The 16,265-nt window shown below is 45.7% G+C and carries 19 protein-coding genes; 15 read left to right on the top strand and 4 right to left on the bottom strand.

Annotated elements, in window-relative coordinates; translation table 11 throughout:
* Positions 1 to 145: 145 nt before the first annotated feature.
* On the bottom strand, positions 146 to 661 hold the full coding sequence (locus JNUCC22_RS13935) for a gamma carbonic anhydrase (RefSeq protein ID WP_025285156.1): 516 nt from the start codon (positions 659 to 661) through the stop codon (positions 146 to 148).
* 46 nt (positions 662 to 707) lie between these two features.
* Here JNUCC22_RS13935 and JNUCC22_RS13930 point away from each other — a divergent pair, with 46 nt between their 5' ends.
* Positions 708 to 1,487: an alpha/beta hydrolase gene (locus tag JNUCC22_RS13930; RefSeq protein ID WP_003152261.1), complete on the top strand. Its 780-nt coding sequence runs from the start codon at positions 708 to 710 to the stop codon at positions 1,485 to 1,487.
* A 20-nt stretch (positions 1,488 to 1,507) separates the two neighbouring features.
* Entirely contained in the window at positions 1,508 to 2,587 is a 1,080-nt protein-coding gene (locus JNUCC22_RS13925) for a tetraprenyl-beta-curcumene synthase family protein (protein ID WP_031378716.1), read from the top strand.
* Positions 2,588 to 2,640: 53 nt separating this feature from the next.
* On the opposite strand, the gene JNUCC22_RS13920 is transcribed toward JNUCC22_RS13925, so the two are convergent.
* The 3 genes from JNUCC22_RS13920 to JNUCC22_RS13910 all read right to left on the bottom strand — a co-directional run bounded on the left by JNUCC22_RS13920 (position 2,641) and on the right by JNUCC22_RS13910 (position 4,504).
* On the bottom strand, positions 2,641 to 2,835 hold the full coding sequence (locus tag JNUCC22_RS13920; RefSeq protein WP_003152265.1) for a hypothetical protein: 195 nt from the start codon (positions 2,833 to 2,835) through the stop codon (positions 2,641 to 2,643).
* A gap of 122 nt (positions 2,836 to 2,957) precedes the next feature.
* Positions 2,958 to 3,539 carry a tRNA 5-(aminomethyl)-2-thiouridylate-methyltransferase MnmM gene (locus JNUCC22_RS13915; RefSeq protein ID WP_007408823.1) on the bottom strand — a complete coding sequence of 194 codons (582 nt, stop codon included), beginning with the start codon at positions 3,537 to 3,539 and terminating at the stop codon, positions 2,958 to 2,960.
* Entirely contained in the window at positions 3,536 to 4,504 is a 969-nt protein-coding gene (locus JNUCC22_RS13910) for a tRNA modification radical SAM protein MnmL/YtqA (protein ID WP_038459575.1), read from the bottom strand. The genes JNUCC22_RS13915 and JNUCC22_RS13910 overlap by 4 nt, the downstream gene beginning before the upstream one ends.
* A gap of 237 nt (positions 4,505 to 4,741) precedes the next feature.
* On the opposite strand from JNUCC22_RS13910, the gene JNUCC22_RS13905 reads away from it, so the two are divergent.
* The 13 genes from JNUCC22_RS13905 (at position 4,742) to JNUCC22_RS13850 (ending at position 16,186) form a co-directional block, all read left to right on the top strand.
* Positions 4,742 to 5,014 (top strand): YtzC family protein, encoded by a 273-nt coding sequence (locus JNUCC22_RS13905; RefSeq protein ID WP_003152272.1) that lies wholly within the window; start codon positions 4,742 to 4,744, stop codon positions 5,012 to 5,014.
* A gap of 192 nt (positions 5,015 to 5,206) precedes the next feature.
* Positions 5,207 to 5,323, top strand: coding sequence for a hypothetical protein (locus JNUCC22_RS19550; RefSeq protein WP_003152273.1), 117 nt, complete (start codon positions 5,207 to 5,209; stop codon positions 5,321 to 5,323).
* 38 nt (positions 5,324 to 5,361) lie between these two features.
* Positions 5,362 to 5,754, top strand: coding sequence for a GntR family transcriptional regulator YtrA (gene ytrA, locus JNUCC22_RS13900; RefSeq protein ID WP_003152275.1), 393 nt, complete (start codon positions 5,362 to 5,364; stop codon positions 5,752 to 5,754).
* Positions 5,747 to 6,625 carry an ABC transporter ATP-binding protein gene (locus tag JNUCC22_RS13895; RefSeq protein ID WP_020956239.1) on the top strand — a complete coding sequence of 293 codons (879 nt, stop codon included), beginning with the start codon at positions 5,747 to 5,749 and terminating at the stop codon, positions 6,623 to 6,625. The genes ytrA and JNUCC22_RS13895 overlap by 8 nt, the downstream gene beginning before the upstream one ends.
* Positions 6,619 to 7,605, top strand: a complete 987-nt coding sequence (locus JNUCC22_RS13890) for an ABC transporter permease subunit (protein WP_020956238.1) — start codon at positions 6,619 to 6,621, stop codon at positions 7,603 to 7,605. The genes JNUCC22_RS13895 and JNUCC22_RS13890 overlap by 7 nt, the downstream gene beginning before the upstream one ends.
* A gap of 15 nt (positions 7,606 to 7,620) precedes the next feature.
* Complete coding sequence (locus JNUCC22_RS13885) at positions 7,621 to 8,607, top strand: ABC transporter permease (protein WP_076851338.1); 987 nt, start codon at positions 7,621 to 7,623, stop codon at positions 8,605 to 8,607.
* A gap of 36 nt (positions 8,608 to 8,643) precedes the next feature.
* Positions 8,644 to 9,624: an ABC transporter permease ytrC gene (locus tag JNUCC22_RS13880; RefSeq protein WP_039063489.1), complete on the top strand. Its 981-nt coding sequence runs from the start codon at positions 8,644 to 8,646 to the stop codon at positions 9,622 to 9,624.
* A gap of 15 nt (positions 9,625 to 9,639) precedes the next feature.
* Positions 9,640 to 10,335 carry an ABC transporter ATP-binding protein gene (locus tag JNUCC22_RS13875; protein WP_007408816.1) on the top strand — a complete coding sequence of 232 codons (696 nt, stop codon included), beginning with the start codon at positions 9,640 to 9,642 and terminating at the stop codon, positions 10,333 to 10,335.
* Positions 10,325 to 11,635, top strand: a complete 1,311-nt coding sequence (locus tag JNUCC22_RS13870) for an ABC transporter permease (RefSeq protein ID WP_020956235.1) — start codon at positions 10,325 to 10,327, stop codon at positions 11,633 to 11,635. Before JNUCC22_RS13875 ends, JNUCC22_RS13870 begins: the two co-directional genes overlap by 11 nt.
* Positions 11,636 to 11,698: 63 nt before the next feature.
* Entirely contained in the window at positions 11,699 to 12,394 is a 696-nt protein-coding gene (locus tag JNUCC22_RS13865) for a response regulator transcription factor (protein WP_014305616.1), read from the top strand.
* Positions 12,387 to 13,391: a sensor histidine kinase gene (locus JNUCC22_RS13860; protein ID WP_032868346.1), complete on the top strand. Its 1,005-nt coding sequence runs from the start codon at positions 12,387 to 12,389 to the stop codon at positions 13,389 to 13,391. Before JNUCC22_RS13865 ends, JNUCC22_RS13860 begins: the two co-directional genes overlap by 8 nt.
* A gap of 102 nt (positions 13,392 to 13,493) precedes the next feature.
* Entirely contained in the window at positions 13,494 to 14,249 is a 756-nt protein-coding gene (locus tag JNUCC22_RS13855) for an ABC transporter ATP-binding protein (RefSeq protein ID WP_007408812.1), read from the top strand.
* Positions 14,246 to 16,186, top strand: coding sequence for an FtsX-like permease family protein (locus JNUCC22_RS13850; RefSeq protein WP_216061821.1), 1,941 nt, complete (start codon positions 14,246 to 14,248; stop codon positions 16,184 to 16,186). The genes JNUCC22_RS13855 and JNUCC22_RS13850 overlap by 4 nt, the downstream gene beginning before the upstream one ends.
* Positions 16,187 to 16,265: the final 79 nt, after the last annotated feature.

Genomic DNA, 16,265 nt, shown 5'->3' with positions numbered 1-16,265 from the left:
CATAGGATCGGGCCGGCGGGGGAAGAATAAAACAAATTCCTGAACATTTTGCTTCTGTTTCCTGACAATCGGGAGAATGCAAATGGTTTTTACTTAAATAATATTTTGAAAAATGGTACAGTAGTAAAACAAAGCTGATCTATTTTTATTTCTCTTGCAGTGTTTTATAGTATCGGCCTTTTTCAACATATTCCGTTCTGATTCTTTCCATGTCCCGTATGTCTTCTTCTGTCAGCCGGCGGATAACCTTTGCGGGCCGGCCGAACGCAAGACAGCCGGGAGGAATGGTTTTGCCCGGAGGAACGAGACTTCCGGCGCCGATAAACGCGCCTTCTCCGATTTCCGCCCCGTCAAGAATGACGGAGCCCATACCGATTAAAGCATTCTTTTTGATGATTGCGCTGTGCAGTGTAACCTGATGGCCGATCGTGACGTCATCTTCAATAAGAAGCGGGCGGTTCGGACTTTGATGCAGACAGCTCAAGTCTTGTATGCTGACTCTTTTTCCGATCCTTGTCGGCGCAACATCCCCCCGGATGACGGCTGAGAACCAAATGCTTGATTGTTCTCCGATCACGACGTCGCCCGTAATGACGGCGTTATCCGCAATGAACGCTTCAGGATGTATGTCAGGCGTAAATTGTTTATAAGGGTAGATTATCATGTCTCATCCTTCTTTCTCTAAATTTATGTAAGAGGTGAACTGCATGTGGACTTGGAAAGCAGACAGGCCCGTCGGTACCATTGTCATTATCCACGGGGCAAGCGAATACCACGGACGTTATAAATGGCTCGTTGAAATGTGGAGATCTTCCGGATATAACGTGGTGATGGGCGATTTGCCCGGTCAGGGAACGTCGACCCGCGCCAGAGGGCATATTCGCTCTTTCCAAGAATACATTGATGAAGTAGATATATGGATTGATAAAGCGAGAACGCTTGAAGCGCCCGTTTTCCTTTTGGGCCACAGCATGGGCGGACTGATTGCGATAGAATGGTTTAAGCAGCAGAGAAATCCCCGCATTACGGCACTCATTTTATCATCACCTTGTCTGGGTCTGCAAATAAAAGTCAATAAAGTCCTTGATTTTGCGTCTAAAGGACTGAACGTCCTCGCTCCGTCCCTCAGAGTGGATTCCGGTTTATCACCTGATATGGCAACGAGGAATGCGGATATGATTGAAGCGGATCAAAACGATTCTTTATATGTCACGAAGGTATCCGTAAGATGGTACAGAGAGCTTTTAAAAACCATTGATGCCGCTATGGTGCCGACTGATGCGTTTTTAAAGGTGCCGCTTTTGCTTATGCAGGGCGGTGATGACAAAATCGTCGATAAAATGAAGGTCCGCAAATGGTTTTCCGGTGTGGCTTCCCATAATAAATCGTACCGGGAATGGGAAGGGCTCTATCATGAAATTTTTAATGAACCGGAAAGAGAAACTGTGTTTAAGGCGGCAAAAGCCTTTACAGATCAGTATATTTGAATTCGCTGGGGGTGCATATGTTGACAGTACCGGAACATCCTTTTAACCTTATGGCAAAAGTGTATCGGGAAATTTTTCCGCTCGTTCATCAGGAATTGAACATGTGGCGGGAAAAATCAGATTCCATTAAAAATACCGAACTGCGGCAGCAGGCGGCCGCAAGTATCCGCGATAAGTCGTTTCATTGTGAAGGCGGCGGCATTTTAGCCCTGCTTTCGGGAGAACAGAAACAAAAATGCGTGCAATTTATCATCGCGTATCAGACAATCAGTGATTATCTGGACAATCTGTGCGACCGCAGCACCTCGCTTGATCCCGAGGACTTCCGCATGCTTCATCTCTCCATGCGTGACGCGCTGACGGTCGGTGCCGAGGTGCGGCCGTACTATCAGTACAGAGACGAGCGGGATGACGGCGGTTATCTTCATGAGCTGGTCAGAACATGCCAGCGGGTGCTCGGGTCAATAGAACATTACGGTATCATTAAACCTTATTTGCTTGAGCTGTGTGATTATTATTGCGACCTTCAGGTTCATAAGCATGTCGTTGAGCATGAACGCGTTCCGAGGCTTAAAGCCTGGTTTGAGCAGTACCGGTCACAGCTTCCGGAAATGGAGTGGTTTGAGTTCTCGGCCTGCGCCGGATCGACGTTAGGTATTTTCTGTCTCGTTGCTTACTCATTCCAGCCTGATTTTAACGAACATACCGCTGAGAAAATCCGCAGCAGTTATTTTCCGTACATACAAGGGCTGCATATACTGCTTGATTATTTAATTGACCAGGAAGAGGATCTGCTTGAAGGCGATCTGAATTTCTGTACGTATTATCAGTCTCATGAAGAAATGATGCAGAGACTGCAGCATTTTATTGAAAAAGCGGATGAACATTTGCAAGGCATTCCGCATGAAAATTTTCACCGGCTGATCAACAGAGGGCTGCTCGGCGTCTATTTATCCGATGACAAAGTCGCCGGCCAAAAAGAAATGGGCCGCCTCGCGCGAAAGCTGATCAGGGCTAGCGGAAAAACGTCATTTTTCTTTTATATCAACGGAAGAGCCTACCGCAAATTTCAGAAGATGGCTTGGACGAAAAGTTCGTAATGGGTGAAAGTGCTTACGCTTAATATTTCTGATGAAAAAGAGACATGCGCATTTTACGCTGTCTCTTTTTTTAACGGTTTCTTTTTTGCCGCAAGGTGCATTGCGAATTTGCCGATCAGCCCGATGACAAAAAATGCAGCAAACCACCAGTAATAGGTTTTTGCGAACTCAAATCCTAAATGTCTTGATAAAATGATGACGAACATCACATAGGGAACACTTGAAAATATGATGCGAAGAATATTCAAACTGCCGCTCCTCCCAGATGTTACACTTAAAAGATGAACTTTTTTCCATTACTTCATAGTAATTGATTTTTCAGAAAAAGTAAACACAAAAAGAATCGGCCCGCTTATGACAGGCCGATTCTTTATTTGCCGGCAGATTTCTTTTCAATCGCTATAATAAACGGCGGGTCGTTTCGCTGGTTGAGAAAGCCGTAGCTCAGCACGCGCGCTTTTTCCTGATCAAGATTGCTGCAGTACTCCAGTAATGCACTTTTTTCCGTCTTGCCTTCAGGATGCCCGTGGTACACAACGAGAACGATCATCCCGTTCTCCTTCAGCAGTTCAAGGAGCTGTTCGATCGCGGAAATGGTTGAGTGGCCGTTTGTCGTAATGCTTTTATCGCCGCCGGGCAGATAGCCGAGATTAAACACGGCGCAAGCCACACGACCGTGCGCATCCTCAGGCAGCGATGCCTTTATTTGATCATGGCTCTTATGGTGAAGCGTGACGCGCGGACTGAAGTCGGCACCGAGCCGCTCCTTCGTTTTAGCGAGTGCGTCCGCTTGAATATCAAAGGCATGGACATGTCCTGTCTCACCGACAAGGCCGGCCAGGAAATATGTATCATGTCCGTTGCCCATCGTCGCGTCAACCGTGATATCACCTTCCTGTGCGGCGGACTTCAGCAATTCTTTACTGAAAGGGAGGATGTGCATCAAGGTCATAGGGCGGTCTCCTCCCCGATCTTTCTGAAGAGCTTTCCTTGATAGCTTCCCCGTGTTTCCAGCTCTTTTTGAATGGCGCCCAGTACTTCCCACTTATTGACGCTCCACATCGGTCCGACCATTAATTCGATCGGCCCGTCTCCCGTAATGCGGTGAACGATCATTTCCGAGGGAATGATTTCGAGCTGATCACATACAAGACTTACATATTCTTCTTGAGAAAGGAACTCCAGCTTTCCTTTTTCATATTGCTTCACCATCGGTGTGCCTTTTAATAAGTGAAGCAGGTGAATTTTAATGCCTTGCACATCCAAATCAGCGACGGCTTTGGCCGTCTCCATCATCATGTCCCTGTTTTCAAGCGGAAGCCCGTTAATGATATGGGAACAAACGCGGATGCCGTGTTTTCTCAGTTTATTGACACCTTCAACATAGCAGTCAAAATCATGGGCGCGGTTGATCAGAAGGGCGGTCCGCTCATGCACGGTCTGCAGCCCGAGTTCAACCCACAAATATGTCCGCTCATTCAGTTCGGCCAAATATTCCACGACATCGTCCGGCAGGCAGTCCGGACGGGTCGCGATCGACATGCCGACAACGCCGTCAAGCTTGAGGACGGATTCAAATTTTTCACGCAGCTCCTCTACCGGGGCATGCGTATTCGTGAACGCTTGGAAATATGCGATATATTTGCCGTCTTTCCACTTTTCGTGCATGCGGTTTTTGATATCGTGAAATTGCGTGAGTAAGTCATCGGCCCGATTGCCGGCAAAATCGCCGGAGCCCGCCGCGCTGCAGAATGTGCAGCCTCCGTGTGCAACCGTGCCGTCCCGATTCGGGCAGTCAAAACCGCCGTCAAGCGCGACTTTAAACACTTTATGCCCGAAATGCTCCCGCAGATGATAATTTAATGTATGGTACCGTTTTTCCGTATTTGAATAAGGAAAAGGGTTATTCTCGTTCAATGTTCAAAAAGCCTCCCTCACATCAGATGCATCCTAAAATTGTAGCATGAATGATGGGGGTTCACAATCTGAAAACAGGATGCGGCTTTCTTTTGTTTATTATGACTGCGGGCAGGATTCTCATTCCTTTAGCTTAAACTCGGAAAATTTGGTTCTCTTTCCTGCAACCTTCGGGTGTTATTATTTTTGGTCCGCTCAAACTAAGTTTGATTTCCCATTCACTGAGGAGGGGTTTCGTTGGCAACAAGACAATCAGTAGATGAACATCTCCAAAGAAGCGAACAGGCGTATGAATTTGCGAATGAGCAATTTATGACCGCTTCGAAACAAGAGCATTATAATGATAATGAGTACAGTGAAGCGCAAATGATGCTTGAAAACGCGGTGAATGAATTAAACAAGCTGTCATTATCTGCGAATGATCAGCAAAGAGAGCAGCTTTATCGAATGAGATTGCAGCTGCAGACCTTGCAAAACAATATGATTTTGCAGCGTAATTTTGATTACTGACCGCGCCGTTTTAAATGGTTCAGCAAACCTGCCGGAATCCCGGCGGGTTTTTTGTATTTCTTTTAAAAAAAGAATTGACAATAGGCCTGAGTGTGTTTATTGTATTATGTGTACTACTTGATGTAATACACATAAAACACTCAAAAAATGAAATCGACATATAAATGTTAAGCATAGGGAAGGGGAACTTTCATGAAAAACAAAAGATCCGTAAAACAAGATGTGCCTCTTATTATCGCCGCCTCGGTTTTGGCCAGCAGTCTGTTTGTCGTTCTTGTCGTCATCGGTTTTCAATGGCAGAACATTTAAAGAAAGAGAGCAGCTCGTAAAAGAAAGAAGGGAAGTAAATGATTCAAATCGATCCGAGAAGCTCAACTCCGATTTATGAGCAGATCATACAGCAACTGAAAGAGCTTTGTTTAAAAGGGATCATGAAGCCGGGGGATAAACTTCCTTCTGTCAGGGAATTGGCAACGATCATTATCGCCAATCCGAACACAGTCAGCAAAGCGTACAAGGAGCTCGAACGCGATGGTGTCATTGAAACGCTGAGGGGAAGAGGAACGTATATATCGGAGAATGCAAAAACGACATTGGTTGAAGGGAAGATGACGATGATAAAAGAGCAATTGAAACAGCTCATCATCGATGCCCATTACGCGGGAGTTGAGCTGGAGAAGCTGCAGGAATGGATAAAGGAAATCAGCGCTGATGTGAAAGGAGGCAAGGATCATGATTGAATTGCGGAATCTCTCAAAAACGATAGACGGTAAAGAAGTGCTCAAGGATATTTCGCTCACCATCGGAAAAGGGGAAATTTTCGGGCTGCTCGGGCGAAATGGATCAGGGAAAACAACACTGCTCCGGCTCATTCAGCAGATTCTGCTGCCGGATCAAGGGACGGTTTTATTTAATCAGGTGGAAATAAAGCGGCATCCGAAAGTAAAACAGAACATCATTTATATGCCTGTTGAAAATCCTTTTTATGACAAGTATACATATAAACAGCTTGTTGCGATTGTAAGCAGAATCTATCCGAATTTTGATGTGACTTACGCCAATGAGCTGATGAACAGGTACGGCATTCCGGAAACGAAGAAATACCGTGAATTATCGACAGGCCTGAAAAAACAGCTAGCGCTCGTCCTTGCCTTTGCTTCACGCCCGGCTCTTATCCTTTTGGATGAACCGACGGACGGAATTGACGCCGTAACGCGTCATGACGTGCTGCAGCTTATGGTGGATGAAGTGGCTGAACGGGAAACGAGTATTCTGATTACTTCACACCGTTTAGAAGATATTGAGCGAATGTGCAACCGGATCGGATTTTTGGAAGGAAATCAGCTGACGAATGTGATGGACTTGGATGATATGAAGGAAGAGTACATGAAAATCCAAATGGCATTTGAAGAGGACGTCGCCTTGAAGATCAGAGAACAAAACATACCGATTCTCGACCATGCCGGTGTGTTTTATACGGTGCTGATTCAAAAGAACGATGAGAAGAAAAAGAACTTTCTGCAAGAGCTGCGGCCGAAAGTATGGAATGAACTTCCTGTGAACTTAGAAGAGGTCTTCATCGCGAAGTTTGGAGGGAACCGGAGATGGTAGACAGGGGATTGCTGTACAGGGAATGGGTGCAGAATCGAACTGTTCTTGTGATGGTCGGCATTTTTTTAGCGGCGGTCAATCCATTTGAAGTGTTAAATACCTATCTGGTTTATCAAGGCTGTCTGGACACCCACGGAGCATATTGTAAGTTTTATGTGAATTCTTTGGATAGCGGAATGCTGAACTTGAACTGGGCGCCCGCTGTCATCTTAGCGGTTTGCTTATTCGGACTGGAACGTACGAAAGGAACGATTGATGCGCTTTTCAGTCTGCCTTATTCCCGCGCTCAGGTGTTTCACACTAAATTTTGGCTCGGGGCGGCGGTCATTACCGGCGCTCAGGTGATCGGCTACGGGCTGGCTGAGCTGCTCATTCTTCTGTTAAAGCCTGAGCGCGTATATTTCTTCCACCATTACAGCGTCGGAGAGATTATTGTGAGTATTTTGGCTTTTGCATTGGTCGCGAGTGCAGGCTGCTTAACGGGCAATACGTTCGCCCAGCTGTTAACGGCGTTTACTGTGTCGATAGCGCCTTACCTGATTATTACGCTGCCGCTGTCCAATGTAGAAGTCATCTTCGGAGTCAGCATGTATGAGCTGATGCCGTCAGTCGAGGCTTATCTCAAAGTAAACAATCTTTTTCAATACTTGATTCCGATCATGTACATAGATACAGATTGGGTATCTGCCAGCAAGTATATATTAATCATCCCGGCAGTGATGAGCATTGTATTTTATGCCATCGGGTACTTTTGCTATGTCAGACAGCCGGCGGAACGGAACGGCCGTTTTTTTCTCTGGAGACAGCTTGACCGGCCCATTCAGATTGTGGTGATTATAATCGCCGTTCTCGGTTTTGGCCTGGCGGGGTACTCGACGGGACAGACGATGACAGGGTATGTGGCCGGGATGCTGGTCGGAGGAGCGATCGGATTTTTGGTCAGTTATTTTGCCATATATAAAAAAACGAAGCATGTGTAAGAGAGGAGGACCGGAATGATACCGCGGGGATTGTTGTACACAGAATGGAAGAAAAATCAGTGGTTGTTTTTATGCAGCGGCATTCTTTTAATGGCGGCAAACCCTTTTTTGGTTTATAACAACTACTCAACATATCAAGAATGTTTGAATAACCCAGCTCTTCAAGATTGTGAATTCGTTGTCAATTATACGAATGGATCGCTTCTTTCCTTCAGCTGGATTGTGAGTGTCATCATTGCCGTCTTCTTATTAGGCTTGGAACGGACAAAGGGAACGATGGATGCCTTGTTAAGCATGCCTTACAGCAGAGGCCAAATCTTTCAGACGAAATTCTGGCTTGGCGCAGCAGTCATTGTTGTTCCCCAGGCGATAGGCTATGGAGCGGCGTCTTTGCTGATATCTTTGCTGAAACCGAGCCATACGTACGATTTTGATCATTTCTCAATCGGAATGATTGTCATCAGTTTTATGGCTTACGCCTTGTTAATGGCATCCGGAGCAATAACGGGATATGTATTCGCCCAGCTGTTAACGGCGTTTACCGTAACGAGTCTGCCTTTTTTACTCATCGGTCTGCCGGCCGCGAATTTAGAGGTCGTTTTCGATTTTAGTGTGGGAGATCAATTTTCTTTTATCAGCAGTTATATCGAATCACGTCTTTTTATATTTGTAACCCCTATTGGATATGTGTTTAACGAATGGATCAGAGAAAGGGATTTGGTTTTAATCATTCCGATGGTGATGAGCCTTGTCTTTTATCTGATCGGTTACGTCAGCTTTCTGAAACATCCGAATGAACGGAACGGCAGATTCTTTCTTTGGAGAAAATTGGACCGGCCGGTGCAAATCTTGGTGATTGCCTTTGCCGTTATGGGTTTCGGCGTTTTCGGATATGGGGTCACAGACACGATGTTCGGCTATTTAGCCGGCATTATCTTCGGCGCGATTATCGGGTTTTTCATCAGTTATTTTACGGTTTACAGGAAGTCAAAGCATATGTAGATCTGTTTGAAAATGAGCAGTTTGGAGGAAGGCAAGGTGCCGATTAGCGGTTTGCTTTATAAAGAATGGAAGCAGCGGCAGACGCTGCTGCTCCTTACAGCGGGGTTCTTAGCTATTTTAGGCCCTTTGGCAATTATAAATGAGTATTTTCACTATAAGGATTGTTTGAGTGCGCTTCATCAATATTCAGGTTCAGTTTGTACGTTCAGCATTGATTACAGCAATCGGAATTTGATTGGGCTTCATTTCATTCCTCCGGTTATGATGGGGCTTTTTCTGATAAGAGGAGGCCGGGCTGAAAGGATGTTTACACTGAGTCTTCCGTATTCAAGAAGCCGGATATTTCATACGAAGTTTTTCTTGGGAGCAGCCGTGTTAGCCGGCTCGCAATTTGTTTCTTACGGAGTATCTGACATATTGTTTCTAGCGCTTAAACCTGACGCTGTCCATCATTTTCAATCATTCAGCGCAGGGATGCTGGTCATCAGCTTGATGATTTATGCATTAGTGACAGCTGCCGGCACGATAACGGGCAATTTAGCGGCGCAGCTGATCACAGCGTTCACGGTTTCCGTCTTTCCGATCGTGGTTATGACGATTTACCTGTTAAACGCTGAGTTCCTTTTTGGCAGGCAGGCTGTGCCGGATATTGATTTCCCTTGGAGCGGATTTCTGATCTATTTCATGCCTGCCGCTTACTTCCATACATCATGGATGTATTACATGAAACACGCATTGTTAATCTCCGCATTAATGGGATTTTGTTTCTATCTATTCGGCTATGTGAATTTCCTGAAAATGCCGAGTGAACGAAGCGGACATTTTATCCTAAGCAAACACATTGAACGCACCATTCAAGTGCTCGTCATGGTGCTCAGTATGCTGGGAAGTGCGGGGGTATGCGGATATGCTTATAACGGTTCGTATACCGGTTACATATTCGGCATGCTTATCGGCGCGGTTATCGGGTTTTTCATCAGTTATTACTTCATCTATAAAAAAACGAAACAGATATAAGGGGGAGTGGTGTACGTGATAGAAGTACAGCATATTGATCATTCATTTAAAATCGGCAGGAAAGGCAGAGAGAGTGAGGTTCCGGTATTGAAGGATGTCTCTTTGACCGTTGAAAAAGGGGAAATTGCCTGTATCGTCGGTCGGAGCGGTTCCGGAAAATCAACGCTTCTGAATTTAATATCCGGATACATAGCGCCGACGAAGGGCCGTATCGTCATTAACGGCACTGATGTGACGGGCTTCAGTGAAAAAGAGTGGGCGCAGTTCCGCCTCGGGCATTTCGGCTTTATTTTTCAAAGTTTTCAGCTCATTCCGAGTCTGACAACCTATGAAAATGTTGAAATGCCGCTTGCCTTAAAAGGCGTCAAACCGTCTGAACGCAAGCAGAAAGTCGCGGACATGCTGAAACGGGTCGGACTTGAGAATCATGCGAATCATTATCCGAATGAGCTGTCAGGCGGCCAGCAGCAGCGTGTCAGTATCGCAAGAGCCCTGATTTTAAATCCGTCAATTATTTTAGCTGATGAGCCGACGGGAAGCCTTGATTCAGAAACGGAACTTGAGGTGCTTGCATTAATTCAGCAGCTGAACCGGGAGCGCGGGATTACATTTGTCATCATTACGCATGACGATGAAGTCGCTTCGATCGCGCATTCAAAATTCCAGCTGCATGACGGTGTATTAAAAGGGGGCGTTACTGTTGAGATTTAAGGATCAGATTCACTTTATCAGAAGAAATATGAAGAAAAACCGGCTGCGTGTTTTCATGACGGTGCTGGCGACGACAATGGCGTGCGCGTTTTTAGTGGTGCTGGCTTCCGTCGGATTCGGCATCCAAAAAACGATTACAGACATTACGATGAGCCAGCAGATTGTTACGGAAATCAATGTGCTCGGCCAAGAGAACGGAAAAGCCGTGAAGAAATCAGACTTGGAAAAGTATAAAAATGTCAAGTCTGTCGTTGAAAGAACACAAGTGTATGAACCGAACAAAGCGTCATTGGGAAACCGAACAAATGAAGATTCAGCCATTGTGCTGACAAACATGAACGATGAAGTCAAAGCCAATATGGAGCTTGATCAGGGAAGAGTCGCCCGTACAGAGAATGAAATCGTGGTCGGCTATGATTTTGCGAAGAACCTATTGACGAAAAAAGAGGCTGACGCTTACGACAAAGAGTTAAATGATCACCAAGGCGACATGTCGGAGGTGAAAAAACCAAAAGGCTATACGAAAGACCTGCTTAATAAAACGATACAGCTGAGCATCTCCAAAACAAACAAAGACGGAGACGTTGAGAAAACGAAAACGTACGACTTTAAAGTAGTCGGAATTACAAAAAAACCGTCCCAAGATTGGATGGAGGATACAAATATTTTTGTGAGTGATCAATTCAAGAAAGACTTCTCAACATTCTTGGATCTGAAGAATGGAAATGCGGAAAAAAGCATCAATGTGTATGCGGACAAATTCGATCATGTCGATCAGCTTACCCATGACCTCACGAATGACGGCTTTTATGTCAGATCTGTCACTACCGAGCTGAAGGGCGTCAACACCTTTTTCCTTGTCTTTAAAATCGGCCTGATCTTTGTCGGCTTTATCGCCGTCGTGATTTCTGCCATCGGTATTTTCAATACGATGACGATGGCGGTGACGGAACGAACGCAGGAAATCGGGATTATGAAAGCAATTGGCGCAAGCCCGTCCATCATCCGCAGAATGTTCCTGATGGAAAGCGCCTATATCGGGATATTAGGTTCTGTCATCGGGATTATCATTTCTTACGGAGTGAGTTTTGCCGTCAATCTGGCTGTGCCGGTTATTTTGAAAGCGGTAGGGGGAAACACCGGAGCCGAAGATCTTCATTATACCTTCTCCTATATCCCGCTCAGCCTCGTTGTGATCGCAGTTGTCATTTGTGCGGGGGTCGCGGTGATTTCCGGTATGAATCCGGCCCGCAAAGCGACAAAAACCAACGTTCTGACTGCATTAAGAAGAGAACTGTAAAGGAAAAAAGCCGGCTGGACATCAGCCGGTTTTTCCTCTATCTATCAGAAAAGGGCGGATACCATGTTTCACATTTTGTTAATAGAAGATGATAACACTTTGTTTCATGAGATGAAAGAGAGATTAACGGGCTGGTCATTTGCGGTGCACGGAATAAAAGATTTCAGCCGGGTCATCCGGGAGTTTACCGAAATCAAGCCTGATTTGGTGATCATTGATGTACAGCTGCCGAAATTTGACGGCTTTCATTGGTGCAGAATGATACGTTCCCAATCAAACGTGCCGATACTCTTTTTGTCCTCGCGCGATCATCCCGCGGATATGGTCATGTCGATGCAGCTCGGGGCAGATGATTTTATTCAGAAGCCTTTTCACTTTGATGTGTTAATCGCGAAAATACAGGCGGTGTTCCGCCGTGTGCATCAATACGGCACAGAACCGGCGCTGATGAAAAGATGGTGCGGGGCGGTCATTGACACAGAAACCAACACGGTCAGCCGTAAAAACGGTTCGGTCGAGCTGACCAAAAACGAAATGCTGATCTTAAAACTGCTGGCTGAGCAGAAAAATAAAATCGTCAGCCGGGAAGAACTCATCAGAAGCCTATGGAATGATGAGCGTTTCGTCAGTGATAATACGCTGACGGTGAATGTCAACCGGCTGCGGAAAAAACTCGATCAATTAGGCATCGGGAAAATGATTGAAACCAAGGTGGGGCAGGGATACATCGCAAAGGAAGAAGACGGTCTTTATGATTAAATCATTTCTGCTCGAAAGAAAGAGCTGGATCGCGATGTTTCTTTTGCAGCAGGCTGTGCTTCTTTTTGCGGCATATATTGATCCGTCTATTCCGTTTTTTTCGGTGCTGTATTTCGTTTACCTGTCTCTTCTTGTGTTTCTTGTATTTCTCTTGTTCCGCTATCGTAAAGAGACCGCCTATTATAAAAGCTTAAGAGAGTGGGACGCCAATTTAGACATGTCTTATCTTAAAGCGCCTGACAGTCCGTTTGAGTCTATCGTTGAAGAAAGCATTGAAGGGCAGACAGAGCAGTTAAGAAAAAGCTCACTTCACCTTCAGGCGGCGTCAGAGCATGAAAAGGACGATCTGATGTCATGGATTCACGAGGTCAAAACACCGCTGACAGCGATGCATCTCATGATCGAGCGCCTTGATGAACAGCCGCTGAAAGCCCCTTTGCTGTATGAATGGCTGCGGATTCACCATCTCCTGGACCAGCAGCTTCATCAGAAACGATTGTCCTTTATTGAAAATGATTTATCATTCCAGCGAATTCAGCTCAGACCGCTCGTTTTCAAAGAAATTAAAAATCTGCAATCATGGTGTATACAAAAAGGGATCGGGTTTGACATTCAGCTTGATTCACCAGACGTTCACAGTGACGGAAAATGGCTTTCCTTCATCATCAGGCAGCTGTTAAGCAATGCCGTCAAATACAGTGAGGCGGATGACATTACCGTAAAAAGCTATGAACAAAACGGCCGGGTGCATGTGGATATCGAAGACCGCGGCATCGGCATCGAGCCCAAAGATCTTCCGCGCATTTTTGAAAAGGGATTTACCTCGACGCGAATGAGGCGTGATCACGCGTCAACGGGGATGGGCCTGTATTTGGCTCGAAAAGCCGCGGCTCCGCTTCTTATCCAGATCAGCGTGCGCTCTGAGCCGGAAAGCGGCACGGTTTTTACCTTGGTGTTTCCGAAACAGAACGATGCCGTCAGCATGTTCAGCGTGTGACAAAAGTGTCACATGCTTTTCTCTTTTGTTCGCTTAATCAAACGAAAAAAACGGCTTCTGTTTTTAAAATAAAGATAACCAATGTAAAAGGAGAATCAGAACGTGATGATTTTAGAAGCAGGCAATATCCAAAAAAGCTACGGAAACAAGCTGAATAAACAAGAGGTGCTGAAAGGAATTGATCTTCAGATTCACAAAGGGGAATTCGTCAGCATTATGGGCCCGTCGGGATCAGGGAAAACGACCCTTTTGAATGTGCTTTCCTCCATTGATAAAGTGAGCGCGGGCACCATTAAACTGAATGAGACGGAGATTACATCCATGAAAGAAAAGCAGCTTGCCGAATTCAGAAAACGGCATCTCGGCTTTATTTTTCAGGATTATAATTTATTGGACACCCTGACCGTGAAAGAAAACATACTCCTGCCGTTATCCATTACGAAAATGTCTAAGAAAGAGGCGGACCTGCGATTTGCCGAGACGGCAGAGGAGCTTGGGATCTATGATTTGCGACATAAGTATCCGAGTGAAATTTCCGGCGGGCAAAAACAGCGGACGTCTGCCGCAAGAGCTGTTATTCACGAGCCGGGCATTATTTTTGCTGATGAGCCGACCGGAGCGCTCGATTCAAAGGCTGCCATGGATTTACTGAATAAACTCAGCCGTCTGAATCAAAAACGCCGCGCCACCATTGTGATGGTGACGCATGATCCGGTTGCCGCCAGCTATTCCGGACGTGTGGTTTTCATTAAAGACGGCCGTGTGTATACACAGCTGAATAAAGGCGGCCAGGACAGACCGGACTTTTTTCAGGATATTATGAAAACGCAAAGTGTATTGGGCGGGGTTCAGGCATGAGTATTCATCATTTGATCTTCCAGAACCTGAAAAAGAATTTGAAAAACTATTACCTTTACGTTTTTGCGCTGGTGTTCAGCGCCGCCCTTTATTTCGCGTTTGTCACGATGCAATACGATCCGGCGCTTGATGAAATGAAAAGCTCCATAAAAGGAGCGGCGGCAATCCGGGCCGCCTCTGTACTGCTTGTGGCGATCGTGTCGGTATTTCTTTTATACGCCAACACCATTTTTATTAAACGGCGCGGCCGGGAAATCGGCTTATTCCGATTAATCGGCATGACGAAAATGCACATTTTCCGCATACTCAGCACAGAAAATTTCATTTTGTATTTCGGATCGATTTGGATCGGTATTTTTGCCGGCTTTTCTCTCTCGAAATTATGTATGATGATGCTGTTTCATACAGTCGGTGTGAAAGCCTCTGTCTCACTGTTTTTTTCAAGCAAGGCGCTCGTTCAGACGTTAATTGTGTTCGGGGCGATTTACGTGCTGATTATGATGATGAATTACTTATTTATTAAACGGCAAAGCATTTTGTCTTTATTTAAAACCGCGTCATCGTCAGAAAGCGGCATAAGACGGCTTTCTTGGGTGCAGATGTCGATCGGCGTTGTCGGTATTGCGGCCATTATCGCCGGCTATGCCGTGTCCGCGGATTTATTCGGAGGCAGTTTTACGAGCATGAATGAACTGTTTTCGGCCATGGTGTTTATTCTCGGCTCGGTCATTATCGGAACCTATCTGTTTTATAAAGGTTCGGTCAGCTTTCTGGCAAATCTCATCCGGAAATCAAAAGGCGGGTATCTGAATGTCAGTGAAGTGCTGTCTTTGTCATCCATCATGTTCCGGATGAAGTCAAACGCCGTCCTGCTGACGATTATTACGACTCTTTCGGCGCTGGCAATCGGTTTGCTGTCTTTAAGCTATATCTCGTACTATTCCGCGGAAAAATCGGCTGAGCAAAATACCGCCGCGGACTTTGCGTTTGATAACCAAAAGGAGACTGACTCATTTACCGCTTTATTGAAGAAAAACGGAATTGAAAACAAAGTGAAAACAATCAAGACCATTCAAGCCGGTGTCAATATGAAGAACATCATAAACGGCGACATGAAAAGCTTTCAACAAGACCCGTCCAGCTTGGCGCTGCCGATTATAAGCGAGAAAGACGCAGAAGGGACGGAGCTTTCTGACGGAGAAGCCGTGTTTACCGGATATAATGATATGATGAAAAGATTTCTCGACCTGAAAACGTCAGGATCCATTGATATAAACGGCAAAACGGATAAAATACCGCTGGCGTATAAGGGCTTGAAGAACGACTTCCTCCTGTCATATACATTTACAAGCGGAGGGCTGCCGACCGTTATCGTCACGCAGCAGGTATTTGACCGGATCGAGAAAGATATCGACCCGTCCATTCAGGGAAAATCAAATCGGTTTTTCGGCATTACACTCAAACGTGAAGAGGACATCCAAAAAGCTGATGGTCTGTTTCAGGCGCAGCACTATTCTGACGGCGCGCTTTCACAATTTGAAACGGCTGACACCCAAAAGAAAAATATGGGGCTGATCATGTTTATTGTCGGCTTTTTGGGGTTAACCTTTCTGATCACCTCAGGCTGTATCCTTTATTTTAAACAAATGGGCGAGTGTGAGGATGAGAAGGCTGATTACACGATATTGCGGAAGCTCGGCTTCACAACGGGGGATCTGCTGAAAGGCATCCGCCGGAAGCAGGCGTATCATTTCGGGATTCCGCTCGTTCTCGGGCTGTTCCACAGCTATTTTGCCGTTCAGTCAGGATGGTTTTTATTCGGAACGGAAGTGTGGACGCCGATGATCATCGTCATGGCGCTGTATACGCTGCTGTACTCCATCTTCGGCATGCTGTCGGTGCTATACTATAAAAAGGTCATTCAATCCGCATTGTAAAACAAGTTGAGGAGCCTCCGCATAAGCGGAGGCTTTTTTTGTATGAATAGAAGAAAGCGATTTTTAAAAGAATAGACAT

Origin of the sequence: Bacillus sp. JNUCC-22, from assembly GCF_018861275.1 — a bacterium.
Classification (GTDB): Bacteria; Bacillota; Bacilli; order Bacillales; family Bacillaceae; genus Bacillus; species Bacillus velezensis.
Note: the sequence above shows the minus strand (reverse complement) of the source record. Positions and strands in the feature narration are given on the sequence as shown.

Excerpts from the sequence above, each read along its gene's own strand:
- JNUCC22_RS13850 (WP_216061821.1), top strand. The coding sequence starts at position 14,246 with ATGAGTATTCATCATTTGATCTTCCAGAACCTGAAAAAGAATTTGAAA.
- JNUCC22_RS13860 (WP_032868346.1), top strand. The coding sequence starts at position 12,387 with ATGATTAAATCATTTCTGCTCGAAAGAAAGAGCTGGATCGCGATGTTT.
- JNUCC22_RS13885 (WP_076851338.1), top strand. The coding sequence starts at position 7,621 with ATGATACCGCGGGGATTGTTGTACACAGAATGGAAGAAAAATCAGTGG.
- JNUCC22_RS13915 (WP_007408823.1), bottom strand. The coding sequence starts at position 3,539 with ATGACCTTGATGCACATCCTCCCTTTCAGTAAAGAATTGCTGAAGTCC.
- JNUCC22_RS13930 (WP_003152261.1), top strand. The coding sequence starts at position 708 with ATGTGGACTTGGAAAGCAGACAGGCCCGTCGGTACCATTGTCATTATC.
- JNUCC22_RS13895 (WP_020956239.1), top strand. The coding sequence starts at position 5,747 with ATGATTGAATTGCGGAATCTCTCAAAAACGATAGACGGTAAAGAAGTG.
- JNUCC22_RS13865 (WP_014305616.1), top strand. The coding sequence starts at position 11,699 with ATGTTTCACATTTTGTTAATAGAAGATGATAACACTTTGTTTCATGAG.
- ytrA (WP_003152275.1), top strand. The coding sequence starts at position 5,362 with ATGATTCAAATCGATCCGAGAAGCTCAACTCCGATTTATGAGCAGATC.
- JNUCC22_RS13890 (WP_020956238.1), top strand. The coding sequence starts at position 6,619 with ATGGTAGACAGGGGATTGCTGTACAGGGAATGGGTGCAGAATCGAACT.
- JNUCC22_RS19550 (WP_003152273.1), top strand. The coding sequence starts at position 5,207 with ATGAAAAACAAAAGATCCGTAAAACAAGATGTGCCTCTTATTATCGCC.